At 66.8% G+C, this 20,125-nt stretch carries 13 protein-coding genes; 7 read left to right on the top strand and 6 right to left on the bottom strand.

The genetic code is table 11. From position 1 onward, the window contains the following. The first annotated feature begins 45 nt into the window (after positions 1 to 45). Together B7R93_RS04555 and B7R93_RS04550 are read left to right on the top strand one after the other, a co-directional pair. Positions 46 to 1,200, top strand: a complete 1,155-nt coding sequence (locus tag B7R93_RS04555; protein ID WP_103019638.1) for a glycosyltransferase family protein — start codon at positions 46 to 48, stop codon at positions 1,198 to 1,200. A gap of 119 nt (positions 1,201 to 1,319) precedes the next feature. Further along, a complete protein-coding gene (locus tag B7R93_RS04550; RefSeq protein ID WP_103019637.1) occupies positions 1,320 to 2,420 on the top strand; it encodes an endonuclease/exonuclease/phosphatase family protein in 1,101 nt (366 codons plus the stop codon). Here the strand turns inward: B7R93_RS04550 and phoU are convergent. The 5 genes from phoU to uvrA all read right to left on the bottom strand — a co-directional run bounded on the left by phoU (position 2,408) and on the right by uvrA (position 11,947). After that, positions 2,408 to 3,118 (bottom strand): phosphate signaling complex protein PhoU, encoded by a 711-nt coding sequence (gene phoU, locus B7R93_RS04545; RefSeq protein WP_103019636.1) that lies wholly within the window; start codon positions 3,116 to 3,118, stop codon positions 2,408 to 2,410. The genes B7R93_RS04550 and phoU overlap by 13 nt on opposite strands. Positions 3,119 to 3,261: 143 nt before the next feature. Further along, the gene (locus B7R93_RS04540) at positions 3,262 to 4,482 is read right to left on the bottom strand and encodes a glycosyltransferase family 4 protein (protein ID WP_157942195.1); all 1,221 of its coding nucleotides are present in this window, start codon (positions 4,480 to 4,482) and stop codon (positions 3,262 to 3,264) included. 26 nt (positions 4,483 to 4,508) lie between these two features. Continuing rightward, positions 4,509 to 5,741: a glycosyltransferase family 4 protein gene (locus tag B7R93_RS04535; RefSeq protein ID WP_232798011.1), complete on the bottom strand. Its 1,233-nt coding sequence runs from the start codon at positions 5,739 to 5,741 to the stop codon at positions 4,509 to 4,511. A gap of 239 nt (positions 5,742 to 5,980) precedes the next feature. Continuing rightward, positions 5,981 to 8,590, bottom strand: a complete 2,610-nt coding sequence (locus tag B7R93_RS04530) for a zinc-dependent metalloprotease (protein WP_103019633.1) — start codon at positions 8,588 to 8,590, stop codon at positions 5,981 to 5,983. Between the two features lie 411 nt (positions 8,591 to 9,001). After that, positions 9,002 to 11,947, bottom strand: coding sequence for an excinuclease ABC subunit UvrA (uvrA, locus tag B7R93_RS04525; protein WP_103019632.1), 2,946 nt, complete (start codon positions 11,945 to 11,947; stop codon positions 9,002 to 9,004). Positions 11,948 to 12,285: 338 nt separating this feature from the next. Here uvrA and B7R93_RS04520 point away from each other — a divergent pair, with 338 nt between their 5' ends. From B7R93_RS04520 to B7R93_RS04500, 5 genes are all read left to right on the top strand, one after another. After that, positions 12,286 to 13,479: a PQQ-dependent sugar dehydrogenase gene (locus B7R93_RS04520; protein WP_103019631.1), complete on the top strand. Its 1,194-nt coding sequence runs from the start codon at positions 12,286 to 12,288 to the stop codon at positions 13,477 to 13,479. Between the two features lie 202 nt (positions 13,480 to 13,681). After that, positions 13,682 to 16,924, top strand: coding sequence for an isoleucine--tRNA ligase (gene ileS / locus B7R93_RS04515; protein ID WP_103019630.1), 3,243 nt, complete (start codon positions 13,682 to 13,684; stop codon positions 16,922 to 16,924). A gap of 73 nt (positions 16,925 to 16,997) precedes the next feature. Further along, on the top strand, positions 16,998 to 17,465 hold the full coding sequence (locus B7R93_RS04510) for a TraR/DksA family transcriptional regulator (protein ID WP_103019629.1): 468 nt from the start codon (positions 16,998 to 17,000) through the stop codon (positions 17,463 to 17,465). Between the two features lie 232 nt (positions 17,466 to 17,697). After that, positions 17,698 to 18,306, top strand: coding sequence for a Holliday junction branch migration protein RuvA (ruvA, locus tag B7R93_RS04505; protein WP_103019628.1), 609 nt, complete (start codon positions 17,698 to 17,700; stop codon positions 18,304 to 18,306). A 36-nt stretch (positions 18,307 to 18,342) separates the two neighbouring features. Beyond that, positions 18,343 to 19,320, top strand: a complete 978-nt coding sequence (locus B7R93_RS04500) for a ribose-phosphate diphosphokinase (protein ID WP_103019627.1) — start codon at positions 18,343 to 18,345, stop codon at positions 19,318 to 19,320. 121 nt (positions 19,321 to 19,441) lie between these two features. Here the strand turns inward: B7R93_RS04500 and B7R93_RS04495 are convergent, their stop codons facing one another. Then, positions 19,442 to 19,738 carry a hypothetical protein gene (locus tag B7R93_RS04495; protein ID WP_103019626.1) on the bottom strand — a complete coding sequence of 99 codons (297 nt, stop codon included), beginning with the start codon at positions 19,736 to 19,738 and terminating at the stop codon, positions 19,442 to 19,444. Between the last annotated feature and the right edge of the window lie 387 nt (positions 19,739 to 20,125).

Raw genomic sequence — 20,125 nt, 5'->3', positions numbered from 1 at the left:
TGTTGTGTGTTTTCGTCGTGTGCCTGTCAGAGCGTCCGTCCCGGCATGTCGTTGCGCTGTCTTTTTGTGGTCCAGGGGGAGGGCCGCGGCCACCTCACCCAGGCGATGGCCCTGCGGCATATGCTTCAAGACGCCGGGCATCAGGTCGCGCAGGTGGTCGTGGGAAAGAGCGACAACCAGGCCGTGCCGACCTTCTTCCGCGAAGCCTTCGAGGCCCCCGTCACGAACATCGAGAGCCCCGGCTTCGTCTCGGACGCTGCCGACCGCTCGGTGCGGCCCTGGGCCACGCTGCGCCGGACGCTCGGGCGCACGCCGACCTTCTGGCACAGCCTGGACACCCTCGACGCTGCCGTCGAGCGCCACGATCCGGACGTGGTGGTGAATTTTTTTGAGCCCCTGATGGGCCTCTACGCCGTTACCCATTCGCCGTCCGTGCCGGTCGTGGCGGTGGCCCATCAGTACATGTTTTTGCATCCGGACTACCGGTTTCCGGCGGGGCGCTGGGGGCGCCGGTGGGCGGCCCGTGCGTTTGCCCGGCTCACGGCCTGGGGGGCGTCGCGGCGCCTCGCGCTCTCGCTCTACCCGGCCCCCGACCGTCCACGAGAAAGCGTGAGCGTCCTCCCGCCCCTCCTGCGGCCCGGTGTGTTTCGGCAGCCGCAAGGCGAGAACGAGCCCTTTTTCCTGGTCTACATCCTCAACAGCGGCTACGCCAATGAGGTGGTCCGGTGGCACGAGCAGAACCCGGGCGTGCGGCTCCACTGCTTCTGGGATCGCCCGGACGCGGCCCCCGTGGAGGCCTACGACGAGACGCTCACGTTCCACCAGCTCGACGACGAGAAATTCCTCCGTCTCATGGCTCGCTGCCGCGGCCTCGTGTCCACCGCCGGCTTCGAGTCGATCGCGGAGGCGATGTACCTGGGCACGCCCGTGCAGGCGGTGCCGGTGGCAGGCCACTACGAGCAGCGCTGCAACGCCGTGGATGCGGTACGGGCCGGGGCCGGGGTGTGCAGCACGCAGTTCAACATCGGACGCCTGCGGACGGCGCTGGGCCGTGGGGCCGAGCAGAGGGGGCGCTTCCGGCGGTGGGTGCGTCGGGGACGTTGCCAATTCGTGCGGGAGCTGGAGGCGGCCGTCCGAGAATTCCCTGCCGAGCCGACACCGCCCCTGCCGATGGAAGATCGGATTCTGGAGACGGCGTGAGGCCGTACGATTAGGGGGCCACACGCGGACGGCCCAATCCGGCTCGTTTCAGGGGCGGTCGGGGGCGCCCCGAGACGGGGACAATCTGTTCTGTCGAACCATCCAGCAGGTGCGTGCCGATGGGTCTCCGACGCGTGCTTTGGGCCCTGGCGTGGGGGAGCGCCGCGTTTCTGGTTGCCGCGTTTCTGGTCGGGTACGCGGCCCCGCATCTCCCGCCGGTGCACTTCTGGTGGACGGATCTGTTTGCGGTTTTGCTTCCCGTACTGGGCGGGGCGGTGGGATTGCTTGGGGGCGTCTTGGTGGGGCAGGGCGTCTACCGTCAGGCGTGGGGACCGGGGACGGTCGGCGCGGCGCTGCTCCTGCTCGTTGCGGTGCGCTTTGGCCCGGGCTTCGTCGGAGACGCACCGGGAAGCGACGCGGAGACACTGCGGGTGATGACGTTCAACCTGCCTCCGGCCTTTGCTCACGGATCGGCTCGGGAGTGGACGCTGGCCGAGCTCGTGCAGCGGGAGGTCCCCACCATGCTGGCATTACAGGAAGCGTGGATTCAACCCGGTGCGTCCCCGAGAGGCTCCCCCGAATTTGCCTCCTGGCCGCTCCGCGTGCTCACACGGGACTCCATCGGGTACACCCTTCCCCGTTTGCGTCCTTCCGAGGCCCGAATTTATCGGCCGGTGGTGGGGACGGTTCGACTGGACTCGATGAGCGTGCATCCGTTGCCCCCGTCCGGGGACACGAATCCCCGTGCCCGGTATACGCGCACCTACTTTACCTGGGAGGGGCATCCGGCTGTGCTCTACAACGTACACCTGCACACGGTGGGCCCCCGTCCCTGGGAGCTGCTGGACACGGAGCCGTCCCTCCGTCGCTGGCAGGCCGTCCTGTGGACGTACCGGGACGAGGCGCTGCACCGCGCCGATCAGGCCCGTCGGATTCGTCGCCACATTGAGCGGGAGACGCGCCCGGTGCTCGTGGCGGGCGACTTTAACAGCACCCCGCACCAGTGGGCCTACCGTCACCTTGCGCAGGGCCTGCAGGCGGCGGGTGGGGGAGGCACCTTTCCGGCGTGGTGGCCCCTCGTTCAGATCGACCACGTTCTGGCCGGGCCGGCGTGGCGCATCGATTCGGCCCCCGTTCCGGGGAACGAGGCCGGAGCCGTCGTGTCGGACCACCGCCCCCTCGTCGCCCGGGTCCGGTGGCGAGACGGCTATGAGGAGTAGGAGGAGCGGAGGGGCGACGTACTGCCGGGGGCCATGTCCTCCTGCACGCCGGCGTGGCGGATGTCGACGCCCTCGATGAGAAAAACGACGCCCTTTGCGATGTTGGTCGAGTGGTCGGAGATGCGCTCGATCGCCTTGCTGGCGGTGATGAGATGAGCGGCCACCTCGGCGTGCTCCGGGTTCTTCCGGATGTAGTCCACCAGTTCCTGGAAGTTCTCGTGGTGAAGCCGGTCCACCTCGTCGTCGAGGTCAGGAATGCTGCGGGCCAGTTCGGCGTTCTGGTCGAGAAAGGCCTGCTTCGCCTCGTCGAGCATGCGACGGGCTGCCTGGCTCATCGCGCGGACCTTGACTACGTCGAGGACGCCGGGGGCCTCGGTCACGTGCTCCGCGTTGCGCGCCAGGTTGCGGCAGTGATCCCCGATCCGTTCCAGGTCGGTGTTGATCTTCTCGACCGTGAGGAGGGTGCGGAGGTCGGTGGCGACCGGCTGGTGGCGGGCCAGGATGCGCTGGCAGTACTCGTCGACCTCGAGCTCAAGGGCGTCGACCTCACGGTCGCGGTCCATGACGCGCTCGGCCTGGTCCACGTCGTGGGCGAGCAGGGCATCCACGGCGTCGGTGAACTGTTCGGCCACGATGGTGGCCATGTCGAGAAGGCGGCTGCGGAGCTCGGCAATCTCGTGTGCGAGACGGGTCGGCATGGGAAGTCCCGGTCGGGTCGTCGGATTGTATACGGACACGCCCGTACGATCAAGACGGGGGAATGTGCCGGTAGGCGATGAACGCTCGCGGGGCATCGTCCTCCGTCCCGCTCCAAACCGCGGACGGGGCGCCCGGTGGGCAACTACGCCGCATGGAAACGGGCGTCGGCCCGATCCGCGGTGTCCGTGTCGTCTCCCGCGTCGGGGGGCGTGCCCTGGGTCCACACAGCGTGCAGGACCGACAGGTACGTGTCGGCAACGGCGGGCCATTCGAAGGTGTCCTTGGTGTAGCGGAGGGCCCGTTGCGCGGCGGCGTCCAGCATGTCGGGATCGTTGCGGTACGCCGCGATGGCGTCCACGAAGGCTTCGGGGGACTCCGGGGGCACGAGGTGGCCGTTGACGCCGTCGTCGATCACGTCCTGGATGCCCTCGAGGCGGGCGGCGATGGCGGGGGTGCCGCACTGCCCGGCCTCGAGCAGCACAATGCCGAAGCCCTCCATGTCGTTCTCGACGGACACATTGGGCATGATGAACAGGTCGCCCCCGCGGTAGAGGCGGGCGAGGGTGTCGTTCGGAATCCGGCCCAGGAGGCGGACGCGAGGGGCCAAGTCGTGGCGCGCAATGGCGGCCTCGATCGCGTCAAGCTCGGGGCCGTCGCCCGCGATCCAGTAGTGCACATCGTCGGGAAGGCGAGGCATTACGGCGTCGACGAACCAGGCCGTGCCCTTGCGCTCCACCTGCCGGCCCACGCTGCAGAGCAGGAGGCCGTCGGGCGGGGGGGGTGGGGGAGATGCCTCCGCACTTTTCCCAAGTGCCCGGCGGGCCGCGGCGCGATCCTCGGGGGCCTCGAAGCGGCCCGGGTCGATGCCATTGGGCACGACCCGGACCTGGGTGGGGGTGGCGCCGCGATCGAGGCACGCCTGGCGGGTGGCCCGGCTGACGGGGAGTACCGCATCGAGGGCGTCAAACACGGTCGGGACGAACCACTGGTAGGGCGGGAACGGGGTCGTCACGTCCAGGCCGTGCACGATGGCCGCCGTTCGTACGCCGTGTCGGCGGAGCAGGCCCTGCAGGGGTACTGCGAGGCTGGCCGTCACCATTGAGGAAAAGAGAACCACGTCGACGGCGCCCCGCCGGGCGGCCTGGGCGATCCGCCAGCCGGCCCGGGCGAGAAAAAGGGGCGTCTTCAGGTGAACCGTGCGCCAGGCACTGCGCAGCAGCAGGGCATCGTAGTCGAGCGCGTTCGCCTCGGCACGGGCCTCCAGGGTCTCGTGGAGCTTGAGGGCGACGCGCTGCATGCCGCCGACGTTGGCGAGTGGGCGGCCGTCGGGGGGGAGCGAGTGCGAGACGAAGAGAAGACGCACGGGGCGAGCCAGTGGTTGAGAAAACATTACGCAACTGTGCCGACCGAGGCCGAGGCCTGGGCGGAGGAGGACCGGTCGGCGAGCACCTCGTCGTAGTACCGGCTCATGCGATTGAGGACGGCGGGCCAAGTGAAGTCCTGAGCGCGCATGCAGGCGGCGGTGCCCATTCGGTCGCGGCCCGCATCGTCCACAATGAGGGTCCGCACCGCTTCTGCAAACGCCCCGACGCGGCCCGGCGGGCAGAGCCGGCCCGTGGTGCCGTCGTCCACGAGGTCGCGACTGCCGGCCGCGTCGGCACAGACCGTCGGGAGGCCCGAGGCCATTGCCTCCAGGGTGACGTTCCCGAACGTTTCGGTGTCGCTGGGGAAGAGGAACACATCGGACGAGGCGTAGGCCTCTGCCAGGTCGGTGCCGTCGAGGAAGCCGGTGAAGGTGGTGGTCGGAAGGCGGCCCTCCAGGTCCTCGCGGGCCGGGCCGTCGCCCACGACAAGGCTGTGGTGGGGAACGTCCTGGCGCTCCAGTTGATCGATGACGTCGGCGTACACGTCGAGCCCCTTCTCCCACACGAGCCGGCTCACGAACGCGACCACCGTCTCGTCGTCGCCAATGCCGTGGGCCCGGCGCCACTCGGCGGAGCGGCGGTCCGGGGTGAAGCGAGTGGTGTTCACCCCGCGGGGCCAGAGCCGAAGGTCGCTGTCGATGCCGTGCCCCCGAAGCACCTCCGCCATGGCGTGGGTGGGGACGTACACCTGTCGACACTGGTTGTAAAACGAGCGTAGGTAGCTCCAGACGGGCGTTTCCAGCAGGCCCAGGTGGTAGTATTTCAGGTAGGAGCTGAAGTGGGTGTGGTAGGAGGCCACGACGGGCGTGCCGGTGGCCTGCGCGTGCCGGAGGGCGTTGTGCCCCAGAAGGTCGGGGGTGGCGATGTGGTAAAGCGTCGGATCGAAGTCGTCCAGCGCCTCCTGAACGGAGGACGTAAGGCCCAGGGACAGCCGGTACTCCGAGCGGCCGGGCACGGGGAGGGAGGGCACAGACGTGAGTGTGCCGGCGGGATCCGTGATGGCCGGATCGTCGACCGTTGGGGCGAAGACGCGTACCTCAGCCTCCTGCTGGTCCAGGTGGTCGACGAGGCGATTGAGCGTGAGCGACACCCCGTCTGCGATGTGGGTGTAGGCCCCGGCGAAGAGTGCGATTCGCCTGGAGGCACGTCGGGCGGGACGGTCGGCGTGTGATGAACGCGAGTCGGTGGTGGGATCCATGCAGGTCGAGGGGGAGGACAGAGGGGTCAAGTCGGAGCGGGGGCCAGGGCAGAAGGCCGCCCTCTGATTGAGGGAGAAAAACTGGCCTAGAGTTACGAGGCCGCCCCTAGCCGGACGAGAGTAACGCGGGCGTGCCTTCCGGACGGTGCACCCGCGGGCAAAGGCTTCCCGCACCGAAAAGGCCCCAGGGAGCCGCAAGCCCCTGGGGCCTCTGGTGGCCGTATGTACGGGCTTCCCCACTACTCCGTGGAGGTGGCCTCGTCGATCAGGTGAAGCACGTGGTCGGTGTGGGCCCGAGTTTCGGCGTTGACCCCACGCTTGCGCTCGACCATGCGCTCGATTTCCTGTAGGCTCTGCAGGGCCGCCGACTGGGCCACGTTGTCGTACTGGGCGTCGCCCTCCTCGCCCACGACGGTCGCCAGGGACTCCACGTACGAGACCTGCAGGTTCTGCCGGAACGTGTTCACGTTGCCCTGCGCGTCGGCCGCGAAGACGGCGTCGGTGAGGTCGCGCATGTACTCGGCCAGCGTGTATTCGTTGCCGTAGAGGCGCGTGTCGGTCATCCGCTCCAGCACGTTCGGGTGCAGGAGGTGGGCCAGCACGCGTTCCTGGATGCCCAGCACGCGGGCGTGGACCTTCGGGTCCTCCGATGCCCCGAAGAAGTTGAACCCGCGCCGCTGCGGCTGCAGGTGGCGGTAGAGCTCATCGGGGATGACCTCGAAGGCACCGGGGGCGAACACGTACTCGTTTAAGAGGTCCAGGGCCCGCTGCTGTTTCTCCAAGGGCACCGGGCGGTACGGCTCCGTGGCGCCCTCCTGCCCCACCAGCGCGCGGTCGACATGGACGCCGCCCACGTAGCGGGAGGCGACGGCGGCCATCTGCGCGTGCTGGCCGGTGACGCTCAGGAAGGCGTTGCGGAGCTCCTGGTACGACTGCCCGGGGTCCTCGTACTTGTCCAGAAGATCTCCCATCAGGTCCTCCACGAGTTGCATGCGTCCCTCGGCGTAGTCGAGCGCCTCGCTCGACATGTCGCCGATCATCACCTCGGGATCGATGGCCTTGCCCGGCGCTCGCATGTCGTCCGCGTCATTGCCGAAGGCAAGCTCCGGCTCCGTGGAGCGCGACAGGATGGCGTCGAGCTCCGTCTCGGAGGCGCTCGGCGTGTAGCCGTACTCCACGGCCCACATGTCGTAGGGGCCGGGGCGGGTCGTGTAGTACTGGCCCTGGTCGGCGTCGGGCGGGGCCACGTTGACTGCGGGGTAATCCATGACCGAGCCGACGAGCCCGTCCTCCCGGGTCGCCGACGCGTCGTGCACCTCGTCGGTCGGGTGAAGCTGAGAGGCCTTCATGTTGTGCTGCAGCCCCAGGGTGTGGCCCACCTCGTGCAGCACCAGGTAGTGGAGGGCCTCCTCCATGAGCTGGGTCATTTCTCCGTTGAGGTCCGAGGGGCCGCTCTGCGCGGGGCTCGGGTCCGCAGCAGTGGGGGTCAGTGCGGCCTTGCCGAAGAGCGTGTTCATGTGCAGAAACCCGGACAGCGTGCAGGTGTGCTTGGGCAGGGTCTCCGGCCGCTCGCTCGCCGCCTGGAGGGGGAGGCCGGCCTCGTCAAAGAGCTTGTTCTGGTTGACCTGATTGGTCAAGAACGCGTACTCCAGCATCACGTCCGCGCCCATGATCTGGCCCGTCCGCGGGTTCACGAAGCTCGGCCCGTAGCCGCTGAAGGGCGGGTTGGGGGAGGAGGTCCAGCGCAGCACGTTGTAGCGAATGTCGCCCGCGTCCCACGACGCCGTGTCCGGTTGCACCTTGACCTCGATTGCGTTCTTGAAGCCGGCCTTGCGGAAGGCCGTGTTCCACCCCAGCACCGCGTCGCGGATGATGGGCCGGATGCGCTCCGGGGTCGTGTTCTCGATCCACCACGTGATCGGCTCCACCGGCTCCGAAAGCTCGGCGTCGGGGGTTTTCTTCTTCAGGTGCCAGCGGTTGATGGGGTCGTGGTAGGGCGTGGCACTGGTGGAGGTCAGATTGTCTTTCTGCTGGGTGAAGTACCCGACGCGCGGGTCTGCGAAGCGCGGCTCGAAGTCGTTCTCCGGCACCTCGATCAGGCTGTGGCGCAGCGTGATCGTCACGTTGCGCGCGTCGGTGACCGCGTCGGAGCCCGGGTTGACGGGACGGGGGTTTTCGAAGACGTAGTCGACGACCACGTCCGTGTTCTTCGGATAGTTGTGGATCCCGTCAACCTTGGATTTTTCCTTGCTCTGCCGCCCCAGCTTGAAGCGGGTGGGGGACTGTCCAGGCGTCGGGGAGGGCTTGACCTGCGTGAGCGACTCGGTGAGGAAGAGGCCATCGGCCTCGATCAGGAGGCGGTCGGTCGAGTCCTCCTCGGCCACAATCTTCTCGACGTGCAGGACCGACGGGCTGACGTTGGCGTCCGAGGCGCGGCTGAGTGTGCTCTCGTCGTTGAAGTGGAAGTTGGTGTTCACCTCCACGAATTCAACCTGGTCGTAGTGGCGCCGGACCTTAAAAATGGTGTTGTCGCGGTAGGCGCCGCGGAAGGTTCCGGCTTCCAGCACGCCGTCCACCGTGTGCGTGAAGTAGATGTACTCCTTCCCAAGCTGGTCGGCGTCGAGCGCCATCTGCAGCGAGCCGTCGGTCGTGTCGCGGTACACGGTGAAGAGGCCGCCGAGGGAGTCACTTTCGGCGATGGCCTTTTCGAAGTCGCTTTTCTCGTCGCTGGTCTGCTGTGTCGCCTTCTGCGCCGAGGCGGACGAGTCGACCATCTCGGCCGAGCTGCTACAGCCGATCACGAAAAGGGCGGCGAATGTGAGGCTCCAGAGGAACGTGCGCGAGTGCATGTCGAAGAGGCTGGGTGCGAATAGGAACAGCGAGGGACGGACGCGCCCCAGGACGTGAAGTGTCCTAGGACCGGTGCGCCGCGGATGATTGTGGACACCAGTCCGAGGCAGACGGGGCACAGTGCGTTCTGCCCGCCCGTGAAGACCATAACGAACAATCGGAGGGTCCATTTTTGGTTCCCTCCAAGTGGGGAGGCCCCGACGCCGGCGTGTGATCGTGAGGGCCGGGCCGGACCGCGAAGTAAAAGACGCTCCGGCCCCATTCCTCTTGCTGCGGACGGTGTGAGCAGGGAATCTCATCCCCACTGACTAGCGTAACGACTCACACGCGCCGAAGTGTTACGGAAAGGGATAGGCCTAAGGGACCAGTTCCTTGAATGGACACACGGCCTCGCGGCACGAGCAGAAGCCCTAGAGCACGTCCTTCAGAAATCGTCCGGTATGGCTGTCCTCGCAGGCCGCGACCTCCTCGGGCGTGCCCGCCGCCACCACCTCGCCCCCCGCGTCGCCGCCCTCCGGCCCGAGGTCGACCACATGGTCGGCGTACTTGACCACGTCGAGGTTGTGCTCGATGATGAGGACCGAGTGGCCGCTCTCGACCAACTGCTCGAAGGCGTTCAGCAGCTTCTTGATGTCGTCGAAGTGGAGCCCCGTCGTCGGCTCGTCGAAGATGTAGAGCGTGCGGTCCGAGGCGCGTCCGTTGAGGTGACTGGCGAGCTTGATGCGCTGGGCCTCCCCGCCACTCAGCGTCGTCGACGGCTGGCCGAGCGTGAGGTAGCCGAGCCCGATGTCCTGCAGCACCTCTAGCTTGTTGGTCACCGCCCGCTCCCCCTCGAAGAACTTGGCGGCCTCGTCGACGGTCATGTTCAGCACGTCGGCAATGTTCTTGCCGTTGTATGTGACGTTGAGCACCTCCTTCTTGTAGCGCCGGCCGTTGCAGGCCTCGCACTCCAGGTAGAGGTCGGCCAGGAACTGCATCTCCACCTTCACCACGCCCTGCCCCTCGCACTCCTCACAGCGCCCGCCTGTCGTGTTGAAGCTGAAGGTGCCCCGGTCGTAGCCGTGCACCTGCGACTGTCGCGCCTTCGCGAAGAGCTTGCGGATGCCGTCGAAGGCGTTCGTGTAGGTGGCGGGGTTGGAGCGGGGCGAGCGCCCGATGGAGGACTGGTCGACCATCTCCACCGCGTCGACGTTGTCGTGGCCGCGGATCGTGTCGTGGGCGCCCACCTTGCCGTCCCCGCTGCCGCCCTTGAGCCGGTGCAGGCCCTCGAAGAGCGTCTGGTTCGTGAGGGTCGACTTGCCGGAGCCGCTCACGCCCGTGACGCACACGATCTGGCCCAGTGGGATCTCGACATCGATGTGCTTCAGGTTGTGCTGGCGGGCATTCTCGATCACGAGCGTGTCGTCCGGGTCCACCGGGCGGCGCTCGTCCGGAATGGGCACTTCCTTGCGGCCGCTCAGGTACTGGCCCGTGAGCGAGTCCTCAGCCTCTAGGATCTCGTTGTAGGAGCCCTGAAAGACGACCTCGCCCCCGAACGCCCCGGAGGCCGGCCCGAGGTCCACGAGCTGGTCCGCGGCCTCCATGGTGACCGGGTCGTGCTCCACCACGAGCACCGTGTTGCCGAGGTCGCGCAGGCGCTGCAGGATGTCGATGAGGCGCTCGTTGTCGCGGGGGTGGAGGCCTACGGTCGGCTCGTCGAGCACGTAGAGAGAGCCGACGAGCGAGGAGCCGAGCGAGGTGGACAGATTGATGCGTTGCGTCTCGCCGCCGGAGAGGGTCTGGGCAAGGCGGTCGAGCGTGAGGTAGTCGAGCCCCACGTCCACGAGGTAGCGGCTCCGCTCGCGCAGTTCTTCCATCACGCGCCCGGCCACGTCCTCTTCGTAGCCCGACAGCTCCAGGGCCTCGAAGTAGTCGCGCGCCGCCCGTGTCGTCATTGCGCAGATTTCGCCGATGTGCTTCTGCTCCACGGCGTCGCCGCCCACCTTCACGTAGAGGGCGTCGTCGCACAGGCGGTGGCCGTCGCAGTCCGGGCACTCGGAGTAGCCGCGGAAGCGGGCGCGGAAGATGCGGTAGTGGCGCTTGTACGAGTTTTCGTCCAGGAACTGGAAGAAGCCGTGGAGGCCGATGTAGTCGTCTTTGCCCTCCCAGATGATGTCGCGCTCCCAGTCCTCCAGCTCGTGGTAGGGGCCGTCGATGTCGAGCCCGACGTCCGCCGCCACGGCGATCAGGTCCTTGAAGTGGGCGCCCCACTTGTCGCCGCGAAACGGGGCGAGGGCGCCGTCGCGGATGGAGAGCTGTTTGTTCGGCACAATCAAGTCCTCGTCGAGCCCCGGCACGCGCCCGAAGCCCTGGCACGTGGGGCAGGCGCCGACCGGGCTGTTGAAGCTGAAGAGCTGCGGCGTCGGCTCCGCGAACCGCATCCCGTCGCGTTCGAAGTGCGCGCTGAACTCGAACAGGGGGATGGGGCCCTGATGCCGGCTTGCCCCCGGGCACGAGGCCTCGTCGTAGCCGCCGCGTGGGGCGGGAATGACGGTGCAGTAGCCGTCGCCCTCGTCGAAGGCCTGCTCCACGGACTCGGCGATGCGGGAGCGGGCGTCCGCGTCGCCCGTCTTCACCTTGAGGCGGTCGATGAGGACGCGCAGCCGGGCGCGGCCGTAGTGGTTGACGCTGCTGGGATCCTCCTGGTTGAGGTCGAGAAGTTCGGGCGCCTCGCCCTTCTCCGCCTGCCGCTCGGTGGGCAGTCGCAGGATGCGGTAAAAGCCCCGCTCGCGGAGGCTCTTGAGCTGGTCGCGCAGGGCCATGTCCGCGTGCTCCGGGATGGGCGCGCAGAGGTAGAACCGCTCCCCGTCGTCCAGCGCGTCGTCGACGCGGTCCGCCACGTCGTGCGGTGTGTCCGTGCTCACCGGCTCACCGCTGACCGGCGAGTACGTGGTGCCGATGCGGGCGAAGAGGAGGCGGAGGTGGTCGTAGATTTCCGTCTGCGTGGCGACGGTCGAGCGTGGGTTCTTGCCCGAGGTCTTCTGCTCGATGGCGATGGCGGGGGCGAGGCCCGTGATGAGGTCTGCCTCCGGCTTGTCCATCCGCTCCAGAAACTGGCGGGCGTAGGCGCTCAGGCTCTCCACGTAGCGGCGCTGGCCCTCGGCGTAGATCGTGTCGAAGCAGAGGCTCGACTTGCCGGAGCCGGACGGGCCGGTGAACACGATCAGCTCGTTGCGCGGAAGGTCCAGGTCGATGTCCTTCAGGTTGTGCTGCCGGGCCCCGCGGATCACGATGTGGTCCTGGGCTGACTCGCGGGCGGTGACCGACGCGTTGGCGATGACGGGGTCCTGCGTGGGAAGGCGTTCGGTGGTGGGCATTTATAAGGCGTATGGGCGTGTTTGCGTGTGGGCGTCTGGGACGCGGGAATCGGGAGGCTCGGGGATGCGGTCTGCACGGCACGTTCCCCGGGTCTCCCCATCTCCGCGCCCTCCCTGCAAAGTCGAGGACATCGGAGGTTTCCCGAGGAGCCGGGTTCGTTCAGGTATTTTCTCACACATCAGTAAAGTATATGCCGAGCGGGGAGGATTGATGCCTGCTCGTCCGTGCCGAGATGAGATCCGCGGACCCCGTGTGCCCCTCGCAGTACAGGTGGGAACGGTGAAAAGAGGGAAGCGTGAAGAGACACCGACAACAAATGTCTTCTTCCCGGTCGCTCATGTCCACGAAGCCCACGACTCCGATGCGTTTCCTCATCGGCCTCCTTGCGCTTGTCCTTTGTGCCTGCACCCCTGGCAACAGCTCGGAGACCCCTGAGCCCCGTTCATCAATGTCGGACGAGGAGGTCGTCCTGGAGCGCGTCGAGTCGGAGGAGGAAGCGTTTCGCGCCGTGAAGGCCCTCGGCGGCCTCGAGCACGCCTGGGCCATGGACTGGCTGCCGGACGGGCGGATGCTTCTCACGGAGCGGCCCGGCCGCATGCTTCTCGTCGACGATGGGGAAACGACCGAGCTGTCCAACGTGCCGGCGGTGTGGGCCCAAAACCAGGGCGGCCTGCTCGACGTGCGCGTCGCGCCGGACTACGAGGAGTCGGGCTGGATCTACTTCACCCACTCGAAACAGGAGGGCAACACGGGCGGCACGGTGCTCTCGCGGGCGCGGCTCGACGGCGCGTCCCTTACGGACATAGAGGAACTCTACCGACAGACGCCGTTCCTCGGGCCGGATTATCACTTCGGGTCCCGCATCGCGTTCCTCGACGATGGCACCCTGGTCGTCTCGATGGGTGAGCGCGGACAGCGGCGTGAGCGCACCGTCGACATCCCCACGCCCACCACGTCGGTCGGCACGACGGTCCGCCTCACCATGGACGGCTCGGTGCCGGAGGACAACCCCTTCGTGGGGAGCGATGAGGGCCTCGACGCGGTCTATGCTTATGGGCACCGCAATCAGCAGGGCATGGCGATCCATCCCGAGACGGGGGCCATCTGGCAGCACGAACACGGGCCGCACGGCGGGGATGAACTGAACCTCGTGGAGGCCGGCAACAACTATGGTTGGCCCGCGGTGAGCTACGGCGATACGTATTCCGACCAGTCCCCCATCGGCGGCACCACCGCGCCGGGCATCACCGATCCGGTCGAATACTGGGATCCCTCGCCGGCCCTCTCGGGCATGGCGTTCTATACGGGCGACAAGTTTCCGAACTGGCAGGGCCACCTCTTCATGGGGGCACTCGCCCACCAGAAGGCACTGCGCGTGGAGCTCGACGGCCAGACGGTGTCCGACCAAGAGGAGCTGCTGCGGGCCGAACTGGGGCGCATTCGCGACGTGGCAACGGGCCCCGACGGCTACCTCTACCTGCTCACCGATGCTGAGGACGGTGGGCTCTTCCGGCTGGAGCCGGTCGAGTAGACACGGTGTAGCGAGAGGCGCGGTGGGAGCGACGGCGCGGCCCGGGTCCCGGGGACCCACGGCCCCCGTTGGGTCCAGTGCCCCGGCGGCACGAAGGACGAGAACCCAGGCCCATGTCCCCCGACCCCGAACGAACATCCGCCTGCGTCGCAGCGTTGAGGCCTGTTGTTGACGCTTCACTTCCGCATTCCCAACAATCCCCATGGCGCAGTTCGACACGCCCGATCAGCTCTCGCTCCCCAACCTCGAAGAAGACGTTCTCGACTGGTGGCAGGACCACAACATCTTCGAGCGCAGCATTGAGGAGCGCGACGGGCAGCCGACGTACACCTTCTACGAGGGCCCGCCCACGGCCAACGGAAAGCCCGGCATTCACCACGTGCTGGCCCGGGCCATCAAGGACCTCTTCTGCCGCTACAAGACGATGCAGGGCTACCAGGTCGCCCGCAAGGCCGGGTGGGACACCCACGGCCTTCCTGTGGAGATTGAGGTCGAAGAAGAGTTGGAGCTCGAGAGCCGGGCGCAGGTGGAGGACTTTGGCATCGAGAAGTACAACGACGCGTGCCGGGAGAGCGTCCTGGAATACAAGGACCTCTGGGATACGCTCACGCAGCGGATGGGCTACTGGGTCGATCTTGACGACCCGTACGTGACCTTCGAGACCGACTACATCGAATCGGTCTGGTGGCTCCTGAAGCAGATTGAGGAAGAGGACCTGCTCTACAAGGGGCACAAGATTCAGTGGTACAGCCCCGGCTCGCACACCGTCCTCTCCTCGCACGAAGTGAGCCTCGGCTACGAGGAGACGCAGGACCCAAGCGTCTATATCCGGTTCCCGGTTGCGGGCGAGGCGAACACGTATTTCCTCGCCTGGACGACGACCCCCTGGACGCTCATCTCCAATACGGCGCTGGCGGTGGGGCCGGATCTCACCTACGTCAAGATCCACCACGAGGACCCGCACCGGGGCCCAGAGACGCTGATTCTGGCGGAGGAGTTGCTCGATGACGTCGTCGACGAGGAATACGCCGTCGAAGAGACGTTTGAGGGCAGCGAGCTCATCGGGGCCGAGTACGAACCGCTCTACGACTACTTTACCGACCGGGCCGAGCCGGGCGAAGACGCGTGGTACGTGCTCGGGGCCGACATCGTCTCAACCGACGAGGGCACCGGCGTCGTCCACATGGCGCCCGCCTTCGGGGAAGAGGACTACGCAGTGGGGCAGGAAAGAGACCTGCCGCTCTTCAACCCGATCGACAAGGACGGCGAGTTTACCGACGAGGCCTCGCTGGTGGCGGGCACGTGGTTCAAGGACGCCGACAAGATCATCACCGACGACCTCAAGGAGCGTGGGCGCCTCTACAAGCACGAGACCTACCTCCACAATTACCCGCACGACTGGCGCAAGGGCACGCCCCTGATGAGCTATCCGGTCGAGAGCTGGTTCGTCGAGACGACGAAGCTCAAGGACCGGATGGTGGAGCTCAACGACACGATCAACTGGCAGCCCGAGGCCATCGGCGAGGGGCGCTTCGGCGAGTGGCTGGAGAACAACGTGGACTGGGCACTCAGCCGACGCCGCTACTGGGGCACGCCGCTGCCGGTGTGGGAGAGCGACAAGGAGGGCTCCGATCACTACGAGGTCGTCGGCTCCGTCGACGAGCTGCGCGAGAAGGCCGGCGATCAGCTCCCGGACGATGACGAGGAGATCGACCTCCACCGCCCGTTCGTCGACGAGCTGACGTGGGAGGGCCCCGACGGAGGCACCATGCGCCGCGTGCCGGACCTGATCGACGTGTGGTTCGACTCCGGCGCCATGCCGTACGCGCAGTGGCACTACCCCTTCGAGAACAAAGACGCCTTCGAGGCCAACTTCCCGGCCAACTTCATCGCCGAGGGCGTTGATCAGACGCGCGGCTGGTTCTACTCGCTGCACGCCATCGCGACGGTTGTCTTCGACGAGGTCGCCTACGAAAATGTCGTCGTCAACGGCCTTGTGCTCGACGAGGACGGCAACAAGATGTCGAAATCAAAGGGAAACACCGTCGAGCCCTTCCAGGTCATCGACGACTACGGGGCCGACGTGGCGCGCTGGTTCATGATGAGCAACGCGCCGCCGTGGGAGAGCATCCGCTTCAGCGAGCGCGGCCTGCGGGACCTGCGCCGCACCTTCTTCGGCACCCTGGAGAACGTGTACCGCTTCTTCGCCACCTACGCCAACATCGACGGCTTCCGTTTTCAGAACGACCGGATGCCGGTCGAAGAGCGCCCGGAGCTGGACCGGTGGATCATCAGCCGCCTGCACACCACGACGCAGGCGGTGGAGGCGGCGCTGGAGGACTACGACCCGACCACGGCGGCCCGGGCGGTTGAGGACTTCGTGGAGGAGCTCTCAAACTGGCACCTGCGGCGCTCGCGGTCCCGGTTCTGGGCGTCGAAGAAAAGCGAGCAGAACGGGCCGGCCGGACAGGGTGGCACGGTCGCCGCGGCGCAGAAGGAGGCGGCCTACCAGACGACCTACGAGTGCCTGGAGGCCACGGCGAAACTGATGAGCCCCATCGCGCCCTTCTTCGGGGAGTGGCTCTACCGCACGCTCAGCGAGGTCACCGCCGGCGAGGCCGACTCGGTGCACCTGGCCGCCTTCCCCGAGGCGAAGGAGGACGAACGCGACGAGGCCCTGGAACGCCGCATGGGCCTGGCCCGCTCCATCGCGTCCACGACGCTCTCGCTCCGCAACCAGGCCGAGATCAACGTGCGCCAGCCGCTGCCGCGCCTCCTGGTGGTCACCGGCACCGGCGTGCCGGAGGCGGAGGTCGAGCAGGTGAAGGACGTGATCCTCGACGAGGTCAACGTGAAGGCCATCGAGTACGTGGAGCACAGCAGTGAGGTCGTGAGCCGCTCCGCGAAGCCCGACTTCAGCCGGCTCGGCCCGCGCCTCGGCGACTTGGTCAAGGACGTCAACCAAACGGTGCGTCAGCTCGACGACGAGACGATCGACGCGTACGTAGAGACCGGTGAGCTTACGCTGACGGTCGACGGGGAGACGGTCGAGCTTGGTCCCGACGACCTCATCATTCAGAGTGAAGGCATCGAGGGGTGGCTCGTGGAGCAGGAGGGGGAGGTGACCGTGGCGCTCGACACCGACATTACGCCCGAGCTTCGGGCCGAGGGGCTCGCCCGTGAAGGGGTGAAGCGGATTCAGGACCTCCGCAAAGAGGCAAACTTCGAGGTCACGGATCGCATCGTGGTGGCCTACGACGGCTCGTCCCAGATGGCCGATGCCCTGGCCGCGCACGCGGACTGGATCCGGAACGAGACCCTGGCCCTGGAGTTGCAGCCGTCCGATGAGCCGACGGGGGAGGCGGTCGAGACCTTTGAGGTGGGCGACGAGCGGCTTGCGATCGGGGTTCGTCGCGTCGAGGCCGACGAAGCGATGAACGCTTGAGTGCCCCCGGCCGGAAGCGGCCCGGGAGTGCACGCCACGCGCCACTTCCACTGAGAGGCCCATTCTGAACGCCATGGCGAACGATGACACACAGCCCGAGGACGAAGCGCCCCTCCACGCACAGGCGGACGCGAGCGAGGAGCGGGACGAGCGCAAAACGCCCTTCTCCGACGACGAGCTAGAGCACTTCCGCGAGCTAATCCTTCAGCGCCGCCAGGAGGCGAAGGCCGAGATCAAACAGATGCGCAAGCAGGTTGAGCAGGCCAAGGAGCAGTCCGACGACAACTCCGCCTACGGCATCCATATGGCCGACGCAGGGACCGATGCCATGGAGCGGGAGAAGCTCCACCTGATGATTGCCCGCCAGCAGAAGTACGTGGGCTACCTTGACCGGGCCCTCGAACGGATTGACAACAAGACCTACGGCGTCTGCCGCGTGACGGGCGAGCCCATCGCGCGGGAGCGGCTGGAGGCTGTGCCCCACACTGAGATTTCCATCGAGGCGAAGCGCAAGGAGAAGGCCGACGGAGACGCGGCGTAAGGCGTGCCACGCCACTTCCGAAGAGCAAGCCATCCCCAGATGGGCCGGCGGGCCGTCGGCGGACGCTCGAAGCGGACGGACGTGTGGGGGCGGCCCCGAGGACCCTCGGGGGCTGCCGACTGAGCGTCGATGTCTCCGACAGCTTTTCCGTGTCGTATCAACCGCCGGACGCGACGGCGGTCGGACGTGCAGGGCTCCGGCCGTCCGTTCTCTCCAACGCTCCACCACAGACATGATCGACTACGTCTCGGGCACGCTCGTCGACAAGACGCCGGAGTCGGCCCTCGTGGACGTGAACGGGCTCGGCTACCGGGTGTATGTCCCCACCTCCACCTACAAGCGTCTTCCGGACACCGACGAGGAAGTCACCCTTCACACGTACCACTACCTTCGGGAAGACGACGAGTCGCTGTACGGCTTCGCCACCAAGGCGGAGCGGACGGTCTTTGAAACCATGACCGGCGTGTCGCGCGTGGGGCCGAAGCTGGCCCTCTCGGCCCTCTCGTCGATGCGTCCGTCCGAGCTGCGCGACCACGTGATGGAGGGGGACAAGAGCCGCCTGACGCAAATCTCGGGGGTCGGGACGAAGACGGCCGACCGGCTCATCGTCGAGCTCCGCGATCGCCTTGCGGACCTGGACGTGCTCGACGATACGTCGCCGCTCAGTGGGGGGACGGATGCGCGGGCCGACGCGCGGGCCGACGCCCTGGAAGCCCTCACTGAGCTGGGGCTTAGCAAGGCCGACGCCGAACGGTCCATCCGTCAGGTGCTACGCGACAATGCCGGCATTCAGTCGGCCGACGAGTTGGTCCGGCGGGCCTTGAAGGCAGACCAAGAATAGCGCGTCCCACCGTTTCCCAGGCCCCCCCGGTTTCCCATGCCCGACGCCCTCCGTCTATTTGCGCTCTCCGAGAGCCAAGGCTTCGGCGAGGCCATCGCCACGGCGCTCGACACAACACTCGATGCTCATCACGAGCAGACCTTCACGGACGGGGAGCATGAGGTGCGTCCGGAGGTGAACGTGCGAGGGCGCGACGTCTTTGTCGTCCAGTCCCTCTACGCGGACGACACGTGGAGCGTCAACGACAAGTTGTGCCGACTGCTCTTTATGCTCGGGGCCTTGCGGGATGCCTCGGCCAAGCGCGTGACCGCGGTGATCCCCTACCTCTGCTACCAGCGCAAGGACCGCAAGACCCGCCCCCGCGGGCCGGTGACCACCCGGTACGTGGCGGGCTTGTTCGATGCCGTGGGGGTTGACCGTATCCTCACGATGGACGTGCACAACCTTGCAGTTCTGCAGAATGCCTTTCGGGCGCGCACCGAGCACTTGCTGGGGCATCCGCTGTTCGTGCACCGGCTGACCGACGTGGTCGGCGGACAAGAGGTGGTCGTGGTGTCGCCGGACGAGGGAGGCGTGAAGCGGGCCGGAAAATTTGCCGAGGGGCTGGGGGCCGTGCTCAACCGCGAGGTGCCGACGGCGTTCGTGGAGAAGATGCGGAGAGACGAAGGGGTGACGGGGGGAACGCTGGTCGGGTCGGTGCAGGGCCGCACCGCCATTGTCGTGGACGACATGGTCAGTACGGCGGGGACGATGACCCAGGCCCTCCAGTCGTGCGCGGAGGAGGGAGCGGAGTCCGTCTACGCCGTGGCGACTCACGGCCTCTTCGTTGGCGAGGCGAACGAGCGACTGGCGTCGGCCCCTGTCGACGCCCTTTTCGTGACGAACACGGTTGCCCCTCGGCTCACGGGCGCAGCGGCCGATTGCCTGCAAACCTGCAACGCTGCTCCTCGGTTTGCCGCCGCCGTCCAGGCAATTCACACGGAAACCTCCGTGAGTGCCCTGAATGAGGTGTAACCGAATGAAGAAGTGCTTGTGGAGTGCGCCCTGAACGAAGTGTAGCGAGTGAGGAAGTAGTCGCTGGGCTGTGCCCTGAATGATCCGGGTCACTTGCAGTGGGGGACGGAGGAGACGGTGCCTACAGGGGGCGGAGCTGCACCCGAACTCGGGCCTCCACGCGGTCAAGCTGGTTCTGCGCAATTGCACGGTACCAGCGCCAGCGCCCGTTTCCCGTGCGGAGACGCAAGAGCCATCGGGCCCGCTGGGTTCGGTGGCTCACCATGTGCGCCAGGTCCCGCATGACGCGGTGTAGATTCCGGCCGTGGACGTGAGAAAAGAAGCAGGGTTCGAGCGTGTCGTTGATCCCGTATTCGAGGGCGCGCCGGGCCGGCTCGTTTGCGTGCTGGATGGTTCCCCCACGGTCCAGGTAGAGCATTGGTGCGTACGGCCTTTGCTCTTTTTCGGAAGCGCTTCCATGTTTAGGGCGAGCTACGGGAGAAGCAGGCGGAGAAGGCATGGCAGGCCTCGGAAGCGTTGGCGGCGGTGAAGGAAGAGGCGAGCGCACGTGTGACGCCGGCGCTCCACCCCACAATGCAATGGCGCAGTACAACGGCGGTCCGACAAAGACCGAGGGAGGGGAGAGGCGCCCCTCCCGCGATGGAGCGACCGGCGGTACACGGGATCGCTTCGACAAGAAAAAATCCTCTGTCTTCGGATGTTATAATATAATGAACCGACCTAAGCTCATCAACCCCTCATTGGAAAATAAAAAGAGCGCATTGTGTGAAAGAGACGGATGAGCTGCTTTGAGTCTGCGGAGGTT

This window comes from Salinibacter altiplanensis, from assembly GCF_002894645.1.
Lineage (GTDB): Bacteria > Bacteroidota > Rhodothermia > Rhodothermales > Salinibacteraceae > Salinibacter > Salinibacter altiplanensis.
This window is presented reverse-complemented; position numbering and strand designations above follow the sequence as displayed.